The sequence below is a fragment of the Scandinavium sp. M-37 genome (assembly GCF_043558715.1).
GTDB lineage: Bacteria > Pseudomonadota > Gammaproteobacteria > Enterobacterales > Enterobacteriaceae > Scandinavium > Scandinavium vulneris_A.
Genome location: NZ_JBIGIN010000009.1, coordinates 34,847 through 55,969, shown reverse-complemented (window position 1 = coordinate 55,969; position 21,123 = coordinate 34,847). Strand labels below are relative to the sequence as shown.

The 21,123-nt window shown below is 57.6% G+C and carries 17 protein-coding genes; 7 read left to right on the top strand and 10 right to left on the bottom strand.

What is annotated here, in order from left to right; genetic code table 11:
- The first annotated feature begins 78 nt into the window (after positions 1-78).
- The 3 genes from ACG0Z5_RS08985 (at position 79) to ACG0Z5_RS08975 (ending at position 4,223) form a co-directional block, all read left to right on the top strand.
- Positions 79-747, top strand: a complete 669-nt coding sequence (locus ACG0Z5_RS08985; protein ID WP_394446594.1) for a glutathione S-transferase family protein — start codon at positions 79-81, stop codon at positions 745-747.
- Positions 748-1,035: 288 nt separating this feature from the next.
- Positions 1,036-2,382 (top strand): guanine/hypoxanthine transporter GhxP, encoded by a 1,347-nt coding sequence (ghxP, locus tag ACG0Z5_RS08980; RefSeq protein WP_394446593.1) that lies wholly within the window; start codon positions 1,036-1,038, stop codon positions 2,380-2,382.
- Positions 2,383-2,576: 194 nt separating this feature from the next.
- A complete protein-coding gene (locus tag ACG0Z5_RS08975) occupies positions 2,577-4,223 on the top strand; it encodes a Na+/H+ antiporter (RefSeq protein ID WP_394446592.1) in 1,647 nt (548 codons plus the stop codon).
- 57 nt (positions 4,224-4,280) lie between these two features.
- Here ACG0Z5_RS08975 and murP read toward each other — a convergent pair whose 3' ends face one another.
- The 3 genes from murP to ACG0Z5_RS08960 form a co-directional block, all read right to left on the bottom strand.
- Positions 4,281-5,732, bottom strand: coding sequence for a PTS N-acetylmuramic acid transporter subunit IIBC (gene murP, locus ACG0Z5_RS08970; protein WP_394446591.1), 1,452 nt, complete (start codon positions 5,730-5,732; stop codon positions 4,281-4,283).
- Positions 5,733-5,734: 2 nt separating this feature from the next.
- Positions 5,735-6,646, bottom strand: coding sequence for an N-acetylmuramic acid 6-phosphate etherase (gene murQ, locus ACG0Z5_RS08965; protein WP_394446590.1), 912 nt, complete (start codon positions 6,644-6,646; stop codon positions 5,735-5,737).
- 100 nt (positions 6,647-6,746) lie between these two features.
- Positions 6,747-7,634, bottom strand: a complete 888-nt coding sequence (locus ACG0Z5_RS08960; RefSeq protein ID WP_394446589.1) for a LysR family transcriptional regulator — start codon at positions 7,632-7,634, stop codon at positions 6,747-6,749.
- A 102-nt stretch (positions 7,635-7,736) separates the two neighbouring features.
- Here ACG0Z5_RS08960 and ACG0Z5_RS08955 point away from each other — a divergent pair, with 102 nt between their 5' ends.
- Both ACG0Z5_RS08955 and ACG0Z5_RS08950 read left to right on the top strand, forming a co-directional pair.
- On the top strand, positions 7,737-8,147 hold the full coding sequence (locus ACG0Z5_RS08955) for a CidA/LrgA family protein (RefSeq protein ID WP_394446588.1): 411 nt from the start codon (positions 7,737-7,739) through the stop codon (positions 8,145-8,147).
- Positions 8,140-8,829, top strand: coding sequence for an LrgB family protein (locus tag ACG0Z5_RS08950; protein WP_394446587.1), 690 nt, complete (start codon positions 8,140-8,142; stop codon positions 8,827-8,829). Before ACG0Z5_RS08955 ends, ACG0Z5_RS08950 begins: the two co-directional genes overlap by 8 nt.
- Here the strand turns inward: ACG0Z5_RS08950 and ACG0Z5_RS08945 are convergent.
- The 4 genes from ACG0Z5_RS08945 to acs form a co-directional block, all read right to left on the bottom strand.
- The gene (locus ACG0Z5_RS08945) at positions 8,806-10,110 is read right to left on the bottom strand and encodes a Gfo/Idh/MocA family protein (protein WP_394446586.1); all 1,305 of its coding nucleotides are present in this window, start codon (positions 10,108-10,110) and stop codon (positions 8,806-8,808) included. The two genes, ACG0Z5_RS08950 and ACG0Z5_RS08945, sit on opposite strands and share 24 nt — an antisense overlap.
- A 152-nt stretch (positions 10,111-10,262) precedes the next feature.
- Positions 10,263-11,912, bottom strand: coding sequence for a cation/acetate symporter ActP (gene actP / locus ACG0Z5_RS08940; RefSeq protein WP_394446585.1), 1,650 nt, complete (start codon positions 11,910-11,912; stop codon positions 10,263-10,265).
- Positions 11,909-12,223 (bottom strand): DUF485 domain-containing protein, encoded by a 315-nt coding sequence (locus tag ACG0Z5_RS08935; protein WP_394446657.1) that lies wholly within the window; start codon positions 12,221-12,223, stop codon positions 11,909-11,911. The genes actP and ACG0Z5_RS08935 overlap by 4 nt, the downstream gene beginning before the upstream one ends.
- A 76-nt stretch (positions 12,224-12,299) precedes the next feature.
- A complete protein-coding gene (gene acs, locus ACG0Z5_RS08930) occupies positions 12,300-14,258 on the bottom strand; it encodes an acetate--CoA ligase (RefSeq protein ID WP_394446584.1) in 1,959 nt (652 codons plus the stop codon).
- A 414-nt stretch (positions 14,259-14,672) separates the two neighbouring features.
- Here acs and gltP point away from each other — a divergent pair, with 414 nt between their 5' ends.
- Positions 14,673-15,986, top strand: coding sequence for a glutamate/aspartate:proton symporter GltP (gene gltP, locus ACG0Z5_RS08925; protein WP_394446583.1), 1,314 nt, complete (start codon positions 14,673-14,675; stop codon positions 15,984-15,986).
- 42 nt (positions 15,987-16,028) lie between these two features.
- Here the strand turns inward: gltP and ACG0Z5_RS08920 are convergent, their stop codons facing one another.
- Together ACG0Z5_RS08920 and fdhF are read right to left on the bottom strand one after the other, a co-directional pair.
- Positions 16,029-16,697 (bottom strand): tetratricopeptide repeat protein, encoded by a 669-nt coding sequence (locus ACG0Z5_RS08920; protein ID WP_394446655.1) that lies wholly within the window; start codon positions 16,695-16,697, stop codon positions 16,029-16,031.
- Between the two features lie 138 nt (positions 16,698-16,835).
- The gene (gene fdhF, locus ACG0Z5_RS08915; RefSeq protein ID WP_394446582.1) at positions 16,836-18,983 is read right to left on the bottom strand and encodes a formate dehydrogenase subunit alpha; all 2,148 of its coding nucleotides are present in this window, start codon (positions 18,981-18,983) and stop codon (positions 16,836-16,838) included.
- A 261-nt stretch (positions 18,984-19,244) separates the two neighbouring features.
- Here fdhF and ACG0Z5_RS08910 point away from each other — a divergent pair, with 261 nt between their 5' ends.
- Entirely contained in the window at positions 19,245-20,021 is a 777-nt protein-coding gene (locus ACG0Z5_RS08910; protein WP_394446581.1) for a response regulator, read from the top strand.
- 137 nt (positions 20,022-20,158) lie between these two features.
- On the opposite strand, the gene ACG0Z5_RS08905 is transcribed toward ACG0Z5_RS08910, so the two are convergent.
- On the bottom strand, positions 20,159-21,100 hold the full coding sequence (locus ACG0Z5_RS08905) for an ABC transporter substrate-binding protein (protein WP_394446580.1): 942 nt from the start codon (positions 21,098-21,100) through the stop codon (positions 20,159-20,161).
- Between the last annotated feature and the right edge of the window lie 23 nt (positions 21,101-21,123).

Below are 21,123 nucleotides of genomic sequence, written 5' to 3'. Positions count from 1 at the left end.
GCGATTATTTCGCCGAAATTTTTCCCGTCTTTCGCCACAGTTCCTATAGTTATTTTGAACAACTCACAGGAGTCCGCCATGCTGACGGTGCATCATTTGAATCTTTCGCGCTCCCAGCGCGTGCTTTGGGCCTTAGAAGAACTGGAACTGCCCTACCAAATCGTGCGTTACCAGCGCGAACCGACGATGCTGGCCCCCGAGGCGCTGAAAAAAATCCATCCGCTGGGCAAATCGCCGGTGCTGGAAGACGACGGCGTTATTCTCGCTGAATCGGGCGCTATCCTGGAATACCTTCAGGAGTCGTATGATCCGGGCGATAGACTCAAACCGCTCTCGCCGCAGGACCGCATTCAGTACCGCTTCTGGCTACATTACGCCGAAGGTTCGCTCATGCCACCCCTGCTGATGAAGCTGGTGTTTGGCAGTCTCGGCAAACCGCCGGTGCCAATTGGCCTGCGCACGGTAGGTAAAATACTGGGGCAGGGCGTGCAAAAGGGGTATATCAACAAACAGCTGGCGACCCATGCGGCGTTTATCGAACAGCACCTGGCGCAAAACAGCTGGTTTGCCGGAGAGCAGCTCAGCATGGCGGATATTCAGATGAGCTACCCGGCATTTGCTTTGCTGGCACGGGGAGCGCAAGGAGAGCTACCGCATCTGAGCGCGTGGAAAAAGCGCGTTGAGATTCGACCTGCCTGGCAACGTGCTATCCAGCAGGGTGGCCCGCTTGATTTCCCCGGCGGCTGATCGAGCCATCACAAAAACCAATGTCTGTGCGAAATGAAAAGAGTTTTTCGCAAAAATGTAAGCAGATTGCGCATGGACGATAACGTTTGCGCACACGTTGTCTATTTCTTCGCCGTCATAAGCGAATTTTAGCGAAATGGCGTAAACATCAGTTGAAAAGGGCAGTATAAAAACCAGATAATCGTTTGCTTTTTTTTACCGAGGTCTTTTCGGACTGCCTTTTTATTGACTGCTTTTGATGAAAGAGTCGAGAGAACAGGTCACATAAACTCTCAGGGGATGTTTTCTATGTCTACGCCTTCAGCGCGTACCGGCGGTTTGGACGCCTGGTTCAAAATTTCAGCTCGTGGCAGCACCGTTCGCCAGGAGATCCTTGCCGGTTTAACCACCTTCCTGGCAATGGTCTACTCCGTCATCGTGGTTCCGGGCATGCTCGGTAAAGCAGGCTTCCCGCCAGCGGCCGTTTTCGTGGCGACCTGTCTGGTGGCCGGTGTCGGTTCACTGGTGATGGGCCTGTGGGCGAACCTGCCGCTGGCCATTGGCTGCGCCATCTCGCTGACCGCGTTCACCGCCTTTAGCCTGGTGCTCGGCCAGCACATCAGCATTCCGGTAGCGCTGGGTGCCGTGTTCCTGATGGGCGTGCTGTTCACCATCATCTCTGCGACCGGTATCCGCAGTTGGATCCTGCGCAACCTGCCGCAGGGCGTTGCGCACGGCACCGGGATCGGCATCGGCCTGTTCCTGCTGCTGATTGCGGCCAACGGCGTCGGTCTGGTTATCAAAAACCCGCTGGATGGTCTGCCGGTGACCCTCGGTCACTTCGCGAGCTTCCCGGTTATCATGTCGCTGATTGGTCTGGCGGTGATTATCGGTCTGGAAAAACTGAAGGTGCCGGGTGGCATTCTGCTGACCATCATCGGCGTGTCCGTTGTTGGCCTGATTTTTGACCCGACCGTGCATTTCTCCGGTATCTTCGCGATGCCTTCCCTGAGCGACGAGCACGGCAACTCCCTGATTGGCAGCCTCGACATCATGGGCGCGCTGAATCCGGTGGTGCTGCCGAGCGTGCTGGCCCTGGTGATGACCGCCGTATTTGATGCCACTGGCACCATCCGGGCAGTCGCCGGTCAGGCAAATCTGTTGGATAAAGACGGGCAGATCATCAACGGCGGCAAAGCGCTGACCACCGACTCGCTGAGCAGCGTGTTCTCAGGCCTGGTGGGCGCGGCCCCTGCGGCGGTGTACATCGAATCTGCGGCGGGTACGGCGGCAGGCGGCAAAACCGGCCTGACGGCGATCACCGTCGGCGTGCTGTTCCTGCTGATCCTGTTCCTCTCTCCGCTCTCCTATCTGGTTCCGGCTTACGCCACCGCTCCGGCGCTGATGTACGTCGGTCTGCTGATGCTGAGTAACGTGGCGAAAATCGATTTCGGTGATTTCGTCGATGCGATGGCAGGCCTGATCACCGCGGTATTCATCGTCCTGACCTGTAACATCGTGACCGGTATCATGATTGGTTTCGCCACCCTGGTGATTGGCCGTGTGGTATCGGGTGAATGGCGCAAGCTGAACATCGGCACCGTGGTTATCGCCCTGGCGCTGGTTGCCTTCTACGCAGGCGGCTGGGCTATCTAAGTGCTTTTAGCCCGATGGCGCTAACGCTTATCGGGCCTACTTTTGTAGGCCAGGCAAGCGTAGCGCCGCCGGGTACTGAGGGCGACCACGGGTCGCCCTTTTTGTTTTTTAGGGCACATCCTGCCGTTCTTTGCGATAAGCTTTAGGGCGTATTATCAGAGGTTAAGTAATAAGAATTCGCAAACAGGGATAGCATGGAAATATTCTTCACGATACTGATCATGACCCTTGTGGTCTCTCTTTCCGGGGTCGTTACCCGCGTCCTCCCCTTCCAGGTTCCACTGCCGTTGATGCAAATCGCCATCGGCGCATTGTTGGCATGGCCAACGTTCGGTCTACACGTTGAGTTTGACCCGGAACTGTTCCTCGTTCTGTTTATCCCGCCGCTGCTGTTTGCCGACGGCTGGAAAACGCCGACCCGTGAATTTCTGGAGCATGGACGAGAGATTTTTGGCCTCGCGCTGGCGTTAGTGCTGGTGACGGTGGTGGGCATTGGCTTCCTGATTTACTGGGCGGTGCCGGGCATTCCGCTCCTCCCGGCGTTTGCACTGGCGGCGGTGCTGTCGCCTACCGATGCCGTGGCGCTGTCGGGCATTGTCGGGGAAGGGCGCATCCCGAAAAAAATCATGGGCATATTGCAGGGCGAGGCGCTGATGAACGACGCGTCCGGCCTGGTGGCACTGAAATTTGCCGTCGCCGTAGTGATGGGCACAATGGTGTTCACCGTCGGTGGCGCGGCGCTGGAGTTCGTCAAAGTGGCGACCGGCGGTATTTTGGCCGGGTTTATCGTCAGCTGGTCTTACGGGCGCTCGCTGCGCTTCCTCAGCCGCTGGGGCGGTGATGAACCGGCCACGCAAATTGTGCTGCTGTTCCTGCTGCCGTTCGCCTCTTACCTGATTGCCGAACACATCGGCGTGTCGGGCATTCTGGCCGCGGTTGCCGCCGGGATGACCATCACCCGTTCGGGCGTGATGCGCACCGCCCCGCTGGCGATGCGTTTGCGTGCCAACAGTACCTGGGCGATGCTGGAGTTCGTGTTTAACGGCATGGTGTTCCTGCTGTTGGGCCTGCAACTGCCGGGTATTCTGGAGACCTCGCTGGTGGCGGCGGAAGCGGACCCGAACGTCGAGACCTGGATGCTGTTCGCCGATGTCATCCTGATTTATATCGCGTTGATGCTGGTGCGTTTTGGCTGGCTGTGGACCATGCAGCGCTTCAGCCAGCGCTTCCTGCATAAAAAACCGATGGAGTTTGGCAGCTGGAGCACGCGCGAATTGCTGATCGCCTCGTTTGCCGGAGTGCGCGGGGCCATCACCCTTGCGGGTGTGCTGTCCATTCCGCTGCTGCTGCCGGACGGAAACGTCTTCCCGGCGCGCTATGAGCTGGTGTTCCTGTCGGCGGGCGTGATTCTGTTCTCGCTGTTTGTCGGCGTGGTGATGCTGCCCATCCTGTTACGGCACATCGTAGTGGCGGACCATTCTCAGCAGCACAAAGAGGAGCGTCTGGCCCGCGCCGCCACGGCGGATGTAGCGATTGTCGCCATTCAGAAGATGGAAGAGCGTCTGGCGCAGGACACCAAAGAGAACATCGACAATCAGCTGCTGACCGAGGTCAGTTCGCGAGTGATTGGTAACCTCCGCCGCCGTGCGGACGGGCGTAACGATGTGGAAACCTCCATGCTGGAGGAGAGCCTCGAACGGCGCTTCCGTCTGGCGGCGCTGCGTTCTGAGCGCGGTGAGCTGTATCATCTACGCGCCACCCGTCAGATAAGCAACGAAACGCTGCAAAAGCTGCTGCACGATCTCGATTTGCTCGAAGCGTTACTGATTGAAGACCAGTAAATTCTGCCAAAAAAAGCCGCCTGTGAAAGGCGGCTAAAAGGGGGAGAACGTCGGCCCTTATTGCAGGTCGACGTTTTTACTGCCAAAGAACCAGGTCAGAACAAAGCCTGCAAGATACGAAATCAAAATCCCCACCACGTACACCGCCATCCCGACAAAAATCCCCTGCGAAGAGGTCATCAGCGGAATCGACACCAGGCCCGACGGGCCGAAGACGGTGTTCAGACCAATCGGTAATCCCAGCCACGAAATCAGCCCAATGAAGAAGCCGCCGACCGCGCCGCCCAGACAGGCGGTGACGAACGGTTTCAGGCGCGGCAAGGTCACGCCGTAAATCAGCGGTTCGCCAATACCCAACAGGCCCGGGAAGATGGCCCCCTTAATCTGCGTGCGCAGGAGCGAACCCTGTTTGGCGCGGAAGTACAGCGCCAGCGAGGCCCCGACCTGTCCGGCTCCGGCCATCGCCAGGATCGGGAACAGGGAGTTGAAGCCCTGGGCGTCCATCAGGGCGAAATAGACCGGCACAAAGCCCTGGTGAATGCCGAACACCACCGCAATCAGGAACAGACCGGCCAGCAGGGCGGTGCCGAACGGGTTACCGTTCAGGTGCAGGAACAGCCATGACATGCCCTTAAACAGCTCGCCGCCAATCGGCATAATCACCGTGAAGGTGATGGCCCCGGTGATGAGCAGCGTGATGGCAGAGGTCAGGATCATATCCAGCGAATCATGGATAAAACGGCGCACCTGGCGCTCAATCCAGGCGCCGAGAATACAGGCCAGCAGCACGCCAATAATGTTACCGCGTGGGTCGATAACCAGCCCGAAGAAGTCCTGCATTCCGGCGTAATAGCCGACTTTGCCTTCCGGCACATAGCGCAGAATAAACAGCGAGGCGATGATGGCCCCGTTAACCCCCGAGCCGCCGAACGCCTTCTGGGTGTTGTAGCCGATAAGAATGCTCAGGAAGGTAAACAGCCCGATGCTGAACACTTTCATGTAGGCAATCAGGCTCATCAGCCAGCCTGCCTGCGACACGCTGTCGGCAACGAAAATCTGTTGCAGCAGGGTGGCTATCCCGAGCAGCAGACCGGCGGCAATAAAGCCCGGGATCAGCGGGGTAAAGATGGTGGCAAACTTGGTCAAAAAGTTATGCACCGCGCTGTTCTGCTTGCCCTTCATTTTGGCTTTGTTCTGGCTGGCCTGCGATTTCAGGTCAACGTCTGTGGCCGCCGCCGGGTGCTCATCGCCTTCCGCTTTCAGCAGGTCATTCATCATCTCGCTGGCGGTTTGGGCCTTGCCCGGCCCGAGAATAATTTGCAGCTGATCGTCGCCGTTAATCACGCCGAGCACGCCGGGCACCGCTTTCAGTTGCGCAATGTCTGCCGCATCGCGATCGACCAGCGTCAGGCGCAGGCGCGTCATACAGTTGCCGCATACGCTGATATTCGCTTTGCCGCCCGCCAGGCGCAGCAGTTGCTCAATCATAGGACCGGTGATTTTCGCCATGGTTAATTGCTCCCGATGCCCTGGATGGCGCTGCGAATAAAGCCGTTGTTGCGGGTCAGCATTTCGCTTGCCTCATCAGCGCTCAGGCCAGCCAGAATCATCACGATGGCGGTTTTGCAATGGCGATGACAGGCGTTGAGCGCCGCTTCGGCGGTAGCCGGGTCGCACTCTGTGGCCTGTACCACGATGTTAACCTGACGCTGCAACAGTTTGGCGTTGGTGGCCTCCACGTCGACCATCAGGTTGCCGAACACTTTGCCGGAGCGAATCATCGCCCCGGTGGTCAGCATGTTCAGAATGAGTTTTTGCGCGGTGCCTGCCTTCATGCGCGAGGAGCCGGTCACCACTTCCGGGCCGACCAGCGGTTCGATGGCGATGTCTGCCAGTTTGCCAATGTCACTCCCACGGTTGCAGGCGATAGCCCCGGTGGTCGCGCCTACGCTTCGGGCGTAGTTCAGCGCACCAATCACATACGGCGTGCGGCCGCTGGCGGCGATGCCAATCACGATATCGCGTTCGTTGAGCGCTAAATCACGCAGGTCCTGCTCTGCCATCTGCGGGCTGTCTTCGGCATTTTCCACTGCCTGAAGAATGGCGGTTTTGCCCCCGGCAATCAGGCCGACGACCATCTCGCGTGGCGTGCCGTAAGTCGGCGGGCATTCGCTGGCGTCCAGAATACCGAGGCGGCCAGAAGTGCCCGCCCCGCAGTAAATCAGGCGTCCGCCGCAGGCAAAAGCCTGAGTAATCGCATCGACGGCCTGAGCGATCGCGGGCAGCTGTGCTTCTACCGCCAGCGCAACCTTCTGGTCTTCCGCGTTAATGACCTTCAGCATTTCCAGCGTCGACAGGGTGTCAATGTTCTCGCTCGCCGGGTTGCGACTTTCGGTGGTCAGTGCGGATAAATCAATTTTCATAACGGCCTCGATGAAGTGCGTGTTCAAGTATTGGAATAATATATTCCAATAATCGTAACAAGAAGTAATATTTTATCCCATCACAGGATCTGTGATCGCGCTAGCTTTCCGGCAGCCAAAAACCTTCGCAGCATTGCAGCCACGCCTGGGCGCTGTGGGAAAGGTAGGTGCCTTCACGCCAGATCATTCCCAGCTGCCAGTGCAGTTTGCTGTCGAGCGGGATCCAGCGCAGGGTATTTTTGTCGAGCCGCTGGCAGATGGGCTCCGGGAGGATAGCCACGCCCACACCCGCCTGCACCATCGCCGCCAGAAAATCCCACTGGCCGCTGCGCACGGCAATACGGGGTTTAACGTCGTGCTCGGTGAACAGCTGCATCAGCTGGCGGCTGAGGGCGAAATCTTCGTTATAAATCAGCAGGGGATGTGCGGCGAGCTGTTCCGGGCTGACGGAGTCGATATGCAGCCAGTCGCCGGAGCGCGGCACCAGCACGCACAGCGGATGACTAAACAGCGGCAGCGTCGCCAGGCCACTGTCTTCATCGACGGGCAGGGCGGTCATTGCCACATCCAACTCGCCGTTGGTCACTGCCTGCTGTACGGTCAGGCCGCCGAATTCGGAAATTTTCAGCTCCACGCCGGGGTAGCGCTGGCGAAACAGACTGATCGGCCCGGCCATGAGCATCCCGACCATCGGGGGAATGCCGAGCCGCAGCAGGCCTTTATGCAAATGGTTGATATCGCTGAGTTCCGCTTCCAGTTGACGAAACTCGGCGAGGATAGCCAGCCCGCGCTCAAACACCACCCGACCGGTATCGGTCAGCAGCAGCTTGCGTCCGTCGCGGATAAGCAGGGTACAGTTGAGTTCATCTTCGAGATTTTTCAGCATCTTACTGATGGTAGGCTGCGTGACAAATAGCTTCTCAGCCGCGCGGGTAAAGCTCTGCTGCCGGACCACTTCGACGAAATAGCGCAGCGTTCTTATGTCCATGATTATTCCTCGAAACTATACCTTCAATGATTTTAATTCATTTCTGTCGCGGTCGGCGTCTCACTATACTGAGCGCCATCACTTTTTTGAGGGATTTCTTTCATGGCTGTGGCCTTGGGGCGCGTAACGCCCGCTGTCCTGCATCGTCTTCAGGTTCCGGTGCAGGTGGTGTTGTACGCCGGTGTATTTGTGCTGGCGGAACATCTGGTGGCGTGGGGCCATCTTCCGCTGCCCGCCAATCTGGTCGGGATGGTGCTGATGCTGGCGCTGATTGTGTGCCGCGTCCTGCCGCTCAACTGGGTGCGGGCGGGTTCCCGCTGGCTATTGGCCGAAATGCTGCTGTTCTTTGTTCCGGCGGTTGTCGCGGTGGTGAATTACGCCCAGCTGCTGATGGTCGACGGCTGGCGCATTTTCATGGTGATCGCGCTCAGCACGCTGCTGGTATTGGGCACCACGGCGTGGGTGGTGGATAAAGTGTATCGCTTTGAAATGCGCCGGATGAAGCATGACTAGTTTTACGCTGAGCCTGCTGTGTCTGGCTATCACTCTCGGCCTCTATTACGCCAATAAACGCCTCTATCGCCGCTTTCGCAAACTGCCGCTGATGCCGCTGGTGTTCACCCCGTTACTGCTGGTGCTGATGCTGGTCTTCGGTCATATCTCTTATCAGAATTACATGGGGGAAGCGCACTGGCTGCTGTGGCTGCTCGGCCCGGCGACCATCGCCTTTGCCGTGCCGGTGTATGACAACCTGGCCGTTATCAAGCGCCACTGGATGTCGCTCAGCGCGGGGGTGGTCACGGCCAACGTGGTGGCCGTGTGCAGCTCCGTGTGGCTGGCGCGCGTGTTCACACTGTCGGATGAGATCCAGCGCAGTCTGGCCGTGCGTTCAGTCACCACGCCGTTTGCGCTGGCGGCGGCGAAACCGCTCGGCGGACAGCCGGAGCTGGTGGCGCTGTTCGTGGTGGTCACCGGGGTGTTTGGCATGGCGGTCGGCGATGTGCTGTTTATGCGCCTCGCCATTCGTGAAGGGATGGCCAAAGGCGCAGGATTTGGCGCGGCATCGCACGGGGCAGGCACCGCCCGTTCCTACGAACTCGGGCCGCAGGAAGGGGTGGTCGCCAGTCTGGTGATGATGCTGTCCGGGGTCACGATGGTGCTGGTCGCCCCGTTAGTGGCGTGGGTGATGTTTTAAACGCGATACCAGTTCGAATTCACGGAAGCTGACCGGACGCTGCTGCTGCATCGAAATATTGCCTGCGATTCCGGTCAGAATCGACATCGCACCAGCCCGGTGATCGGCGGCGCGCCGCAACGGATCGTTGCCCGGTTCACCAAACAGGTCCGCCAGCATGGCGTTATCCCCTCCGCCGTGACCGCCTTCACCGAGGGTGAATTCCGCTTTCCACGGCGCGGCAAACATCGGAAACACCGTGATATCGCACTGTTCCAGGCTGCCTTCGTTGTCGCGTTGACCCCCAGCGTTCACATACGAATTCTCGACGATTTTCATCTCCAGCCGTCCGGCGCTGCCGTTGAACACCACGTTCAGCCCTTCCCAGGGTAAATACGCGTTCAGCGAGTAGGTGAGCTGGACCTGATTCTGGTATTTCACCAGTACTGAGAGAGTATCTTCGATGGTTATCCCGTCGCTGAACACGCTTTGATCGCGGAAATAGTTATCCTCATGCTCGGCATCGAGATACAGCGCTTTAAGCTGGGGATTGTCGGCCATGTGCAGCGCAAACGGGCTCTCTTTTGCCTCGGGGTAGCCATGCGTACGCGGGTAGAACTGCGTCTCGCCGCGCTTTTCCGCATTTTCCCTACCGTAAAAGCGCAATCCTCCTTCGGCATAAACCCGCGCCGGATAGCTGTCCAGCCAGAAATTCATCAGGTCAAAATGATGTGTCGATTTGTGGACTAACAGACCGCCGGAGTTACGCTTTTCGCGGTGCCAGCGACGGAAATAGTCGGCGCCGTGTTCGGTGTTCAACAGCCATTCAAAATGCACGGAATGGACCTCGCCGATAACGCCCTGCATCAGCAGTTCGCGGACTTTGCTGTGATGCGGGGCATAACGATAGTTAAACGCCACCCGCACCTGACGGCCCGTTTGCTCGATGGCATCCAGAATGCGCAACGCGCGCTGTTCATCAATGGTCATCGGTTTTTCGGTGATCACATCACACCCCGCATGCAGGGCGCGCACAATATAATCGTCGTGGGTGCGATCCAGAGTGGTAACAATGATGATGTCCGGGTGCGTCTCGCGGATCATCTCTTCGAATTGCGCCGCCTTCCAGGTGCTGACGGGCATCGCTCCTTCGTTTTTAAGCAGCTGATTGGCATAGTCCATTCGCGTTTGGTTGCTGTCACAGAACGCCACCAGACGCGCGTTTTCTCGCCACGCGCCGCCAATGGCGGAAATGTACAGCCCGGCACGACCGCCGGTCCCGACAAGAGCATACTTTTTCATACCATCCCGATCCTTCAAAAGTGAATTGCCAGATTGAGTAAATAAAAACAGCGTTTCATTTGTCTTCGGATAGAGTAACGCGCCGGGAAGGAATAGAAATAAGCAGGGAAGAGAAATGTGATCCCCGGCCAAATGACCGGGGAAGGGGGAGGTTAGTGCGCCCGGCCCTGGTCGATGCCAATCCCGGTTTGAGAACGGATAAACTGCGCGCGGAACTGCTCGCGCTCACGCACGCCCGATTCGGAGCTGTCGGTCGCGGAGAAGAACCAGATGCCGATAAACGCCACCGCGATGGAGAACAGCGCCGGATATTCATACGGGAAGATGGCTTTCTCGTGACCGAGGATCTGCACCCAAATGGTCGGGCCGAGGACCATCAGGATAATCGCGGTCAGCAATCCCAGCCAGCCGCCAATCATCGCCCCGCGCGTGGTCAGTTTCGACCAGTACATCGACAGCAGGATAATCGGGAAGTTACAGCTGGCGGCAATCGAGAACGCCAGGCCGACCATGAAGGCAATGTTCTGCTTCTCGAACAGAATCCCCAGCAGAATGGCCACCACGCCCAAAATCAGCACTGTGATTTTCGATACCTTCAGCTCCTGGCGTTCGGAAGCGCCTTTGCGCCATACGTTGGCGTAGAGATCATGCGACACCGCCGACGCGCCCGCCAGCGTCAGACCGGCAACCACCGCCAGAATAGTGGCAAAGGCCACGGCTGATATGAAGCCGAGGAACAGGTTGCCGCCGACCGCATCCGCCAGATGCACCGCCGCCATGTTGTTGCCGCCAATCAGCTGGCCCGCCGCGTCTTTAAACGCCGGGTTCGCGCCGACCAGCATGATCGCACCGAAGCCGATGATGAAGGTCAGGATGTAGAAATAGCCCATAAACCCAGTGGCGTAGAACACGCTTTTACGGGCTTCACGCGCATCGCTCACGGTGAAGAAACGCATCAGAATGTGCGGCAGCCCGGCGGTACCAAACATCAGGCCCAGGCCAAGCGACAGCGCAGAAATCGGGTCTTTCACCAACCCGCCCGGACTCATGATAGCCGCCCCTTTCGGATGCACCGCCATCGCCTCGGTGAACAGGTTATTGAAGCTGAAACCGACGTGCTTCATCACCATAAAGGCCATAAAGCTGGCCCCGAACAGCAGCAGCACCGCCTTGATGATTTGTACCCAGGTGGTGGCTAACATGCCGCCGAACAGTACATACATCACCATCAGTACCCCAACCAGCACCACCGCAACGTGGTAATTGAGGCCGAACAGCAGCTCAATCAGTTTTCCTGCGCCGACCATCTGGGCAATCAGATATAACGCGACCACCACCAGCGAGCCGCAGGCGGAAAGGGTGCGGATCGGCCCCTGCTTCAGGCGATATGACGCTACATCGGCGAAGGTGTAGCGCCCGAGGTTACGCAGGCGTTCGGCTATCAGGAACAGGATAATGGGCCAGCCAACGAGGAAGCCGAGCGAGTAAATCAGCCCGTCGTAGCCGGAGGTGTACACCAGCGCGGAAATCCCGAGGAACGATGCGGCGGACATAAAGTCCCCGGCAATCGCCAGCCCGTTCTGGAAACCGGTGATATTGCCGCCCGCGGTGTAATAATCGTTACGCGACCGCACGCGTTTGGATGCCCAGTAGGTGATGTACAGCGTCAGCACCACGAAAATCAGGAACATGATGATCGCCTGCCAATTAGTCGGCTGGCGTTGCACGTCGCCGGTAATGGCATCCGCCGCATTGGCGGCCAGTGGGAGCGTGGCGACCAGCGCCGTTAAGAGCTTTTTCATGATGTTTTCACCTCGCGTATGAGGGCGTTGGTCAGTCGGTCAAATTCACCGTTGGCCCGCCACACGTACACGCCGGTGAGCAGGAAAGAGATAATAATCACGCCAATCCCAATCGGAATACCGCGCGTAACGCTGGTACCCGGATGCAGCGGGGTCCCGAGCCAGCCGGGGGCGAAGGCGATCAGCAGAATAAAACCGACGTACACCACCAGCATGATGATGGACAGAATGGTGGCAAACCGTTGCCGTTTTTCGACCAGCTCCCTGAAATGCGTGTTGTTTTCTATCTGCTGACAAATGTCTTGATTCATCACAGAAACTCTCCACAGAGGTTGGGCTGTTGTTATAGTCCCTCTCCCGGCAGGGAGAGGGTTAGGGTGAGGAGGGTCAGGAAGGCATTGAAATGGACTGCTTCTCTTCGAGCAGTTTTTCCACTACGCCAGGATCGGCCAGCGTTGAGGTATCACCAAAGTTGCTGGTGTCCCCGGCGGCGATTTTGCGCAGAATGCGACGCATGATTTTGCCGGAACGGGTTTTCGGCAGTGAGTCGGTCCAGTGCAGCACGTCCGGGGTCGCCAGTGGGCCAATCTCTTTGCGCACCCAATTACGCACTTCGGTGTACAGCTCCGGGCTTGGCTCTTCGCCGTGGTTCAGCGTGACGTAGGCATAAATAGCCTGGCCCTTGATGCTGTGTGGGATCCCAACCACCGCCGCTTCGGCGATTTTCGGGTGCGATACCAGCGCCGACTCAATTTCCGCAGTGCCCAGACGGTGACCGGAGACGTTCAGCACGTCATCGACGCGGCCCGTTATCCAGAAGTAACCGTCTTCGTCACGGCGCGCGCCGTCGCCGCTGAAGTACATGTTTTTGAAGGTCGAGAAATAGGTTTGCTCGAAACGCTCGTGATCGCCAAACAGCGTCCGCGCCTGACCCGGCCAGGAGTCGGTGATCACCAGATTACCTTCGGTTGCCCCTTCCAGCGGATGGCCTTCGTTATCGACCAGCGCAGGCTGGACGCCGAAGAACGGACGGGTGGCGGAACCGGCTTTCAGCTCCGTCGCGCCCGGCAGCGGCGTTATCATGAACCCACCGGTTTCGGTCTGCCACCAGGTGTCCATCACCGGGCATTTTTCGTTACCGATTTTCTTCCAGTACCACTCCCAGGCTTCCGGGTTGATAGGCTCGCCGACGGAACCGAGAATACGCAGGGAAGAGCGGTCGGTGCCCTGAATCGCCTTATCGCCTTCGGCCATCAGGGCGCGGATCGCGGTCGGGGCGGTGTAGAGAATATTGACCTGATGTTTGTCGACCACCTGGCTCATTCGCGCCGGGGTCGGCCAGTTAGGCACGCCTTCAAACATCAGGGTAGTTGCGCCACAGGCCAGCGGCCCGTACAGCAAATAGCTGTGTCCGGTGACCCAGCCCACGTCGGCGGTACACCAGTAGATATCACCCGGATGGTAATCAAAGACATATTTGAAGGTGGTTGCGGCGTATACCAGGTAACCGCCGGTGGTGTGCAGCACGCCTTTCGGTTTGCCGGTCGAGCCGGAGGTGTACAGAATAAACAGCGGATCTTCCGCGCCCACTTCCACCGGCTGATGCCGATCGCTGGCTTTCTCCGTCAGTTCACTCCACCACAGGTCACGGCCTTCCTGCCAGGCAATATTGCCGCCGGTACGCTTGAGCACGACCACGTGTTCCACGGTTTTCACGTTCGGGTTTTTCAGCGCATCGTCGACGTTTTTCTTCAGCGGAATCGAACGCCCGGCGCGCACGCCTTCATCGGCGGTGATCACCAGCCGTGAGCTGGAGTCAATAATGCGTCCGGCCACGGCTTCCGGCGAGAAGCCACCGAAAATGACCGAGTGGACGGCCCCGATGCGCGCGCAGGCCAGCATCGCCACCGCCGCTTCCGGCACCATCGGCATATAGATAGCGACCACGTCGCCTTTCTTGATGCCAAGCGAGGTCAGCACGTTGGCGAAACGACACACGTCGGCGTGCAGTTCTTTATAGCTAATGTGTTTACTCAGGCTGGCATCATCACCTTCCCAGATGATAGCGGTCCGATCGCCGCCCTCGGCCAGGTGGCGATCCAGACAGTTGGCTGCCAGGTTCAGGGTGCCATCTTCGTACCATTTAATCGAGACGTTACCGGGGGCGAAGGAGGTGTTTTTGACTTTCTGATAAGGCTTCATCCAGTCGAGGATTTTGCCCTGCTCGCCCCAGAAGGCGTCAGGGTCGCTGACCGACTGTTGATACTGGCTTTGGTACTGTTCCGGGTTGATCAGGCAATTTTCCGCAATGTTTGCGGGAATAGAGTGTTTGTGTATTTGGCTCATGCTTTTTTTCTCCCTGTTGAATGTTAATAATATGTCAACCAATCGTTAATAACAGAGCTTTGGGAGGCATTGTTTACTATTTGGGCGACAGATCACGCATTAATTACAGAGTATGAAAATTCGCCAAATGATGCTTAGAAGGCAAATAATAACGGCATTGAATTTATAGATTTTTAGACTAAAAAAAGATTGCTATAACAAAAGGTTAATTTGAATAACCGGACTTAATCCGCACTAACCCCCCGTTTGTCAGCCAAAAGCCCCGTTCTGAAAGGGTTGCGCAGAATGCTGTGCAGGTGGTACTGATACGCCGCGTTAAAAAACTCCATTTAAATACGCAACACAAACCATCCCCCTTTCAATGGGAGTTATTCGTAACATGAATAAGTCCCGGCATTGAGGAAGTCTGTAGTCATGAAAAAAGCGAAAGTCAGCCTGGCCTGGCAGATCCTGCTGGCGTTAGTGCTGGGTATTCTTCTGGGCAGTTATCTGCACTACCAAAGTGATAGCCGTGAATGGCTGATTGCCAACCTGCTGTCGCCAGCCGGTGATATCTTCATCCATCTGATCAAAATGATTGTGGTACCGATTGTGATTTCGACGCTGGTGGTCGGGATTGCGGGCGTGGGCGATGCCAAGGCGCTGGGGCGTATCGGCGCGAAAACCATTCTCTATTTCGAAATCATCACCACCATCGCCATCGTGTTGGGTATCACGCTGGCGAATGTATTTCAGCCGGGCGCGGGGATCGATATGTCGAGCCTGGCGACGGTTGATATCTCGAAATACCAAAGCACCGCGACCGACGTGCAGAGCCACGCGCATGGCCTGATGGGCACGATTTTGTCGCTGGTGCCGACCAACATCTTTGCCTCGATGGCGAAGGGTGAAATGCTGCCGATTATCTTCTTCTCGGTGCTGTTTGGTCTGGGCCTGTCATCGCTGCCGTCGGCGCACCGTGAGCCGCTGGTGACGGTGTTCCGTTCGGTCTCTGAAACGATGTTCAAAGTGACACACATGGTGATGCGCTATGCGCCAGTGGGCGTGTTTGCCCTGATTGCCGTCACCGTCGCCAACTTCGGTTTTGCCTCGCTGTGGCCGCTCGCCAAGCTGGTTATTCTGGTGTATGCCGCTATTGTATTCTTCGCGCTGGTGGTGCTGGGGGCAGTGGCCAAACTCTGTGGGCTGCGCATCTGGATTTTGATTCGTATCCTGAAAGACGAACTGATCCTGGCGTACTCCACGGCGAGTTCCGAGAGCGTGCTGCCGAGAATTATCGAGAAGATGGAAGCCTACGGTGCGCCAGCGTCGATAACCAGTTTTGTGGTGCCGACCGGTTACTCCTTTAACCTTGATGGCTCAACGCTGTATCAAAGCATCGCCGCGATTTTCATCGCCCAGCTGTACGGCATTGATCTGTCGCTCGGCCAGGAAATCATTCTGGTACTGACCCTGATGGTGACGTCGAAAGGGATTGCGGGCGTGCCGGGGGTGTCGTTCGTGGTGCTGCTGGCTACGCTGGGTAGCGTCGGTATTCCGCTGGAAGGACTGGCGTTTATCGCCGGTGTCGATCGACTTCTCGACATGGCGCGTACCGCGCTGAACGTGGTGGGGAATGCGCTGGCGGTGCTGGTGATTGCCAAGTGGGAACACAAATTTGACCACAAAAAAGCGCAGGCCTACGAGCGCGAAATGCTGGGGCAATTTGATAAGACCGCGAACCGTTAAGGCACACTTTGCCCGATGGCGCGCATCGCGCCGCCGGGCTTTTTACTCTCCGCTCAATGCATCCAGCTCTTCACAACCCGAATCATTGCCTTCCAGACAGCTGACGTTAAACCAGTTCAGCGCCTTCTGGGTATTCGGCGCGATAAAGCCTTTTTCCCCTTCCTGGAACATCTTTCCTGCCCAGTATTCGGCATAGCCGGATCGCGACAGCGTAGAGCTGCGCTTAAACCAGAAGGTGGCTTTGGCGTCATCTTCCGTCACTTCACCGCCGTTGGCGTAAATCAGCCCGAGCAGCATTTGCGCATCCACGGCGGCATCGCTGTCAGTGTTCTCGGCGGCTTTTTGCAGCAGTGACAGGGCGCGTGGATAGTCGGTTTTACCCGCCTGGGTGTTAACCAGGGTGTGGGCGAGAGTGATCTCCCCGTTACTGCTTCCCGCCAGCACCGCCTGTTCTGCGAGCTTACGCGCATCGGGCCAGCTGGTTTTCATCATCATCTGCGCCAGCAGAGCGACGGCATCAGGCTCCCCCGCTGTCGCCGCTTTTTCGGCCCAATAGCGGGCGTGCGACTCATCACCGGAGCTGTAATAGGTGTCGGCCAGGTAATACTGAGCGCGGGCGTCACCCGCTTCGGCCTGTTCTTTGTATTGGCTGCCGATCTCGTTGGCGTGCGCCAGTAGAGGGAATAACAGCAACCAGACACTGCGTTTCATCATTTTTTGTTCCGCATGAAAGGAGCGGCAGTATAAAGGGTGAGCAGCCAGAATTAAATGGGCGAATTTGTACCAAAAAAAGGGGTGAAAACTCTCACCCCAATACGATTAGCCAAATTGATAATCAAACGTTTCGCGTTAGCCCTGAGCACTCTCACGCAGTTGGGACTTCAGCTTGTTATATTCATCGATAACGTACTGCTCGGCGCTGCGTTGGTCTGCGATGCTTTCCACCCGAACGGCGCAGTATTTATACTCCGGCGTTTTGGTAATCGGGCTTAAGTTTTCGGTTACCAGCTCGTTACAGGCGCCAATCCACCATTGATAGGTCATGTAAACGGCCCCTTTATTGGGACGATCGCTGACCTGTGCGCGGGTGATGACTTTGCCTTTGCGCGAGTGAACCCAGACCAGCGCTTCGTTTTCAATGCCCAGTCTTGCCGCATCGGCGGTGTTGAGCTGCGCATAGCCCGGTTCATCTGCCAGCGCGGCCAGCGCGGCGCAGTTCCCGGTCATCGAACGACACGAGTAATGGCCGACTTCACGCACGGTAGACAGCACCATCGGATACTCTTCGGTGAGCTTATCGATAGGGGCGACCCAGTCGCAGGTGAAGAACTGTGCCAGCCCGTTCGGGGTATCGAACTTCTCGGCAAACAGGTACGAGGTGCCCTGATCGGCGTCGGACTCATCGCGGCAGGGCCACATCACATAGCCCAGTTCACCCATTTTTTCGTAGGTCGCGCCGGTAAAGCTTGGGCACAGATGCCGCAACTCATCCCAGATTTCCTGGGTGTTGTTGTAGTGCATCGGGTAGCCCATCCGGGTGGCGATTTCGCTGATGATTTGCCAGTCGGTTTTCAGGTCCCACTGCGGTTCAACCGCTTTAAAGAAGCGCTGGAAACCACGGTCGGCGGCGGTGTATACCCCTTCGTGCTCACCCCAGGAGGTGGACGGCAGAATGACGTCGGCCGCGTTAGCGGTTTTGGTCATAAAGATGTCCTGCACGATAACCAGTTCGAGGTCGTCAAATCCTTTGCGCACCGCCGACAGCTCGGCATCGGTTTGCAGCGGATCTTCACCCATGATGTACGCCGCGCGCACTTCGCCATGCGCCGCTCGGTGCGGCAGCTCGCTGATGCGATAGCCGGTATGCGCAGGCAGGCTCTCCACGCCCCAGGCTTTGGCGAATTTCTCGCGGTGCGCCGGGTTGTTGATGTACTGATAGCCCGGATAGGTATCCGGCAGCGCGCCCATATCGCATGCGCCCTGGACGTTGTTCTGCCCACGCACCGGGTTCACGCCCACGCTTGGGCGGCCAAGATTGCCGGTCAGCATCGCGAGGCTGGTCAACGAACGCACGGTTTCCACGCCCTGATAGAACTGGGTCACGCCCATGCCCCACAGGATGGCGGCCGATTTCGCCCCGGCGTACATCCGTGCACATTCGCGAATTTGCTGAGCGCTCAGCCCGGTAATGTCTTCCACCGATTCCGGCGTATAGCCTTCAACGATTTTGCGGTAATCCTCAAAGCCCTCGGTACGGCTGGCGACAAACGCCGTGTCGTAGAGGTTTTCTTCAATGATCACGTGCCCAATGGCGTTCAACAGCGCGATATTCGAGCCGTTTTTCAGCGCCAGGTGCATATCGGCAATGCGCGCGGTTTCAATTTTGCGCGGATCGCAGACGATAATTTTCGCCCCGTTGCGTTTGGCGTTAATCACGTGATTCGCCACGATCGGGTGTGAATCTGCCGGGTTGTACCCGAAGATAAAGACTAAATCAGTGTTATCAATTTCTGTGATGGCATTGCTCATGGCGCCATTACCGACCGATTGGTGCAGACCTGCAACCGAAGGGCCGTGTCAGACGCGAGCGCAGCAGTCGACGTTATTGGTGCCAATAACGGCGCGCGCAAATTTTTGCATCACATAGTTAGTTTCATTCCCTGTCCCGCGCGAAGAGCCGGTAGTCTGGATGGCGTCAGGGCCGTATTTGGCTTTGATGGCGCTCAGACGTTCGGCGACATAGTTCAGCGCTTCGTCCCAGGACACAGATTCCAGTTTGCCGCCACGCTGGCGACGGATCATCGGGGTTTTCAGGCGCGGGGTGAGGATTTGGGTATCGTTGATAAAATCCCAACCGTAGAAACCTTTCAGGCACAGCGTGCCCTGATTGGTTTTCCCCTGCGCCGCTTCCGCCCGGATTATTTTGCCGTTATCCACCACCAGGTTTATCTTGCAGCCCGATGCGCAGTAAGGGCAAACCGTGACGACTTTTTTCATCGGTTTCGCTCCAGTTAAACAGTCGCATAAATGCGTTCAACGCTCCTTAATGCAGGTTTTATGCCACTCTTAATCATGTGGGTATTCGCGGGTTTGTGCGCTGACGAGGCTGACGAAACCGTCCGGCTCGACAGTTTTGACGTGTCGAACGCGCCTGGATGTGACAGCGGTTATAGATTTGTTACGCGCCGCTGGAATTGGCTGGAGCGCACCGCAGAATCATCCAGACTTACTGCATAACCTTCTGGGCAGGGGCTGACGATGAAACCGGTCATTCTGGTGATTGATGACGACACGGCAATCTGCGAACTGCTTCGCGATGTGCTCGCCGAGCATGTGTTTGACGTGGAGGTGTGCCATCTGGGCCAGCAGGGCGTGGCGACGGTGGCACAACGTCAGGACATCGGCCTGGTGCTGCTCGACATGATGCTGCCGGATATCAACGGCTTACAGGTGCTGACGCAACTGCAAGCGCTGCGACCCGCGCTGCCGGTGGTGATGCTGACCGGGATGGGGAGTGAATCCGACGTGGTGGTTGGGCTTGAGATGGGTGCGGATGACTATATCGGCAAGCCGTTTAATCCCCGAATCGTGGTGGCGCGCCTGAAAGCGGTATTGCGGCGCAGCGGGGCGCTGGCGGTGGATACCCGGGTGGAGCAGGGCGGCAGTCTCAGCTTCAACGGCTGGCGGCTGGATACCCAGCGCTGCGAACTGTTCGATCCGACCCGTCAGAGCGTGGCGCTCACCCAGGGCGAATATGGCCTGCTGCTGGCGCTGGTGCAGAACGCGCGTCGGGTATTGAGCCGGGAACAACTGCTGGCGCTGACCCACAGCGAAAGCATGGAGGTGTTTGACCGCACTATCGACGTACTCATCATGCGCTTACGCCGCAAAATCGAAATCAACCCGCACCAGCCCACGCTGATTAAAACCCTGCGCGGGCTGGGCTATGTTTTCGCCGCGGACGTGGTGGATAGCGCCGTAGGCCCGTGCAAGCGCAGCGCCGCCGGGCAATTTATGCCTCATTCTCCGCAATAAACCGTTTTAACTCTTCCAGTGTTTTCGCCCCGTCTACCGCATTGGCGCACCACCGGTGTAGCGCTCGCTGCGGGTGGCGCTTCACTTACCCGACCTACAATACCTGAAGGCCTGATAAGTGCAGCGCCATCAGGCTCTTACTTAACCGTCCAGCCTTTATAGGTTCCGACGGTTTTCTTATCGATCATCGTCACCGGGATAAGCACCGGCTCTTTTGGCGCAGGTTTGCCCTGCAAAATGTCATAGCCTATCTCCACCGCTTTCGCCGCCATTACCTGGGGATCCTGCGCCGGGGTCGCCACAAACAGCGAGTTTTCGCGTTTCAGCGCTTCTTCCCCGTCCGGAGAACCATCCACGCCGACGATAAAGAACTCTTTACGTTGCGCCTGTTTCGCGGCCAGATCGGCCCCGATCGCCGTCGGATCGTTGATGGCGAACACACCGTCGATCTTCGGATTCGCCGCCAACAGCGAGGTCATCACTTCCAGGCCGCCTTCACGGCTGCCTTTGGCGTTCTGGTTATCGGACAGCACTTTGATATCCGGGTGTTTTTTGAATTCGCTCTGGCAGCCTTCGACCCGGTTCTGCACCGCTGAAACCGGTGGGCCGTTGATGATAACCACGTTGCCTTTGCCCTTCAGACGGTCGGTGATGTATTTACAGGCCATGGCCCCCGCCTGGGTGTTATCGGAGGTAATAGTCGCATCGGCACCTTCCGCTGCTACGTCAACCGCCACCACCACAATTCCAGCCTCTTTGGCGCGTTTCACCGCCGGGCCGATGCCTTTCGAATCGGCGGCGTTGAGGATAATCATATCGACCCTGGCGGCGATGAAGTTATCAATCTGCGACACCTGCTGGCCGAGGTCGTAGCCGCTGGAGACCAGGGTCACTTTGACGTTGTCTCCCGCCAGCTTGTGGGCTTCAAGCTCTGCCCCTTTGGTGATTTGCACGAAGAACGGGTTGGCGAGATCGCCCACCGTCACGCCGATCGATTTCAGCTCTTTAGCCTGCACAAACGGCGCGGCGGCGAGCAGGGTGCCAGCACAGAGTGCAATGGCGAGTGGCTTTAAACGCATGTTGTGTTCCTCTGTCGTAGGGT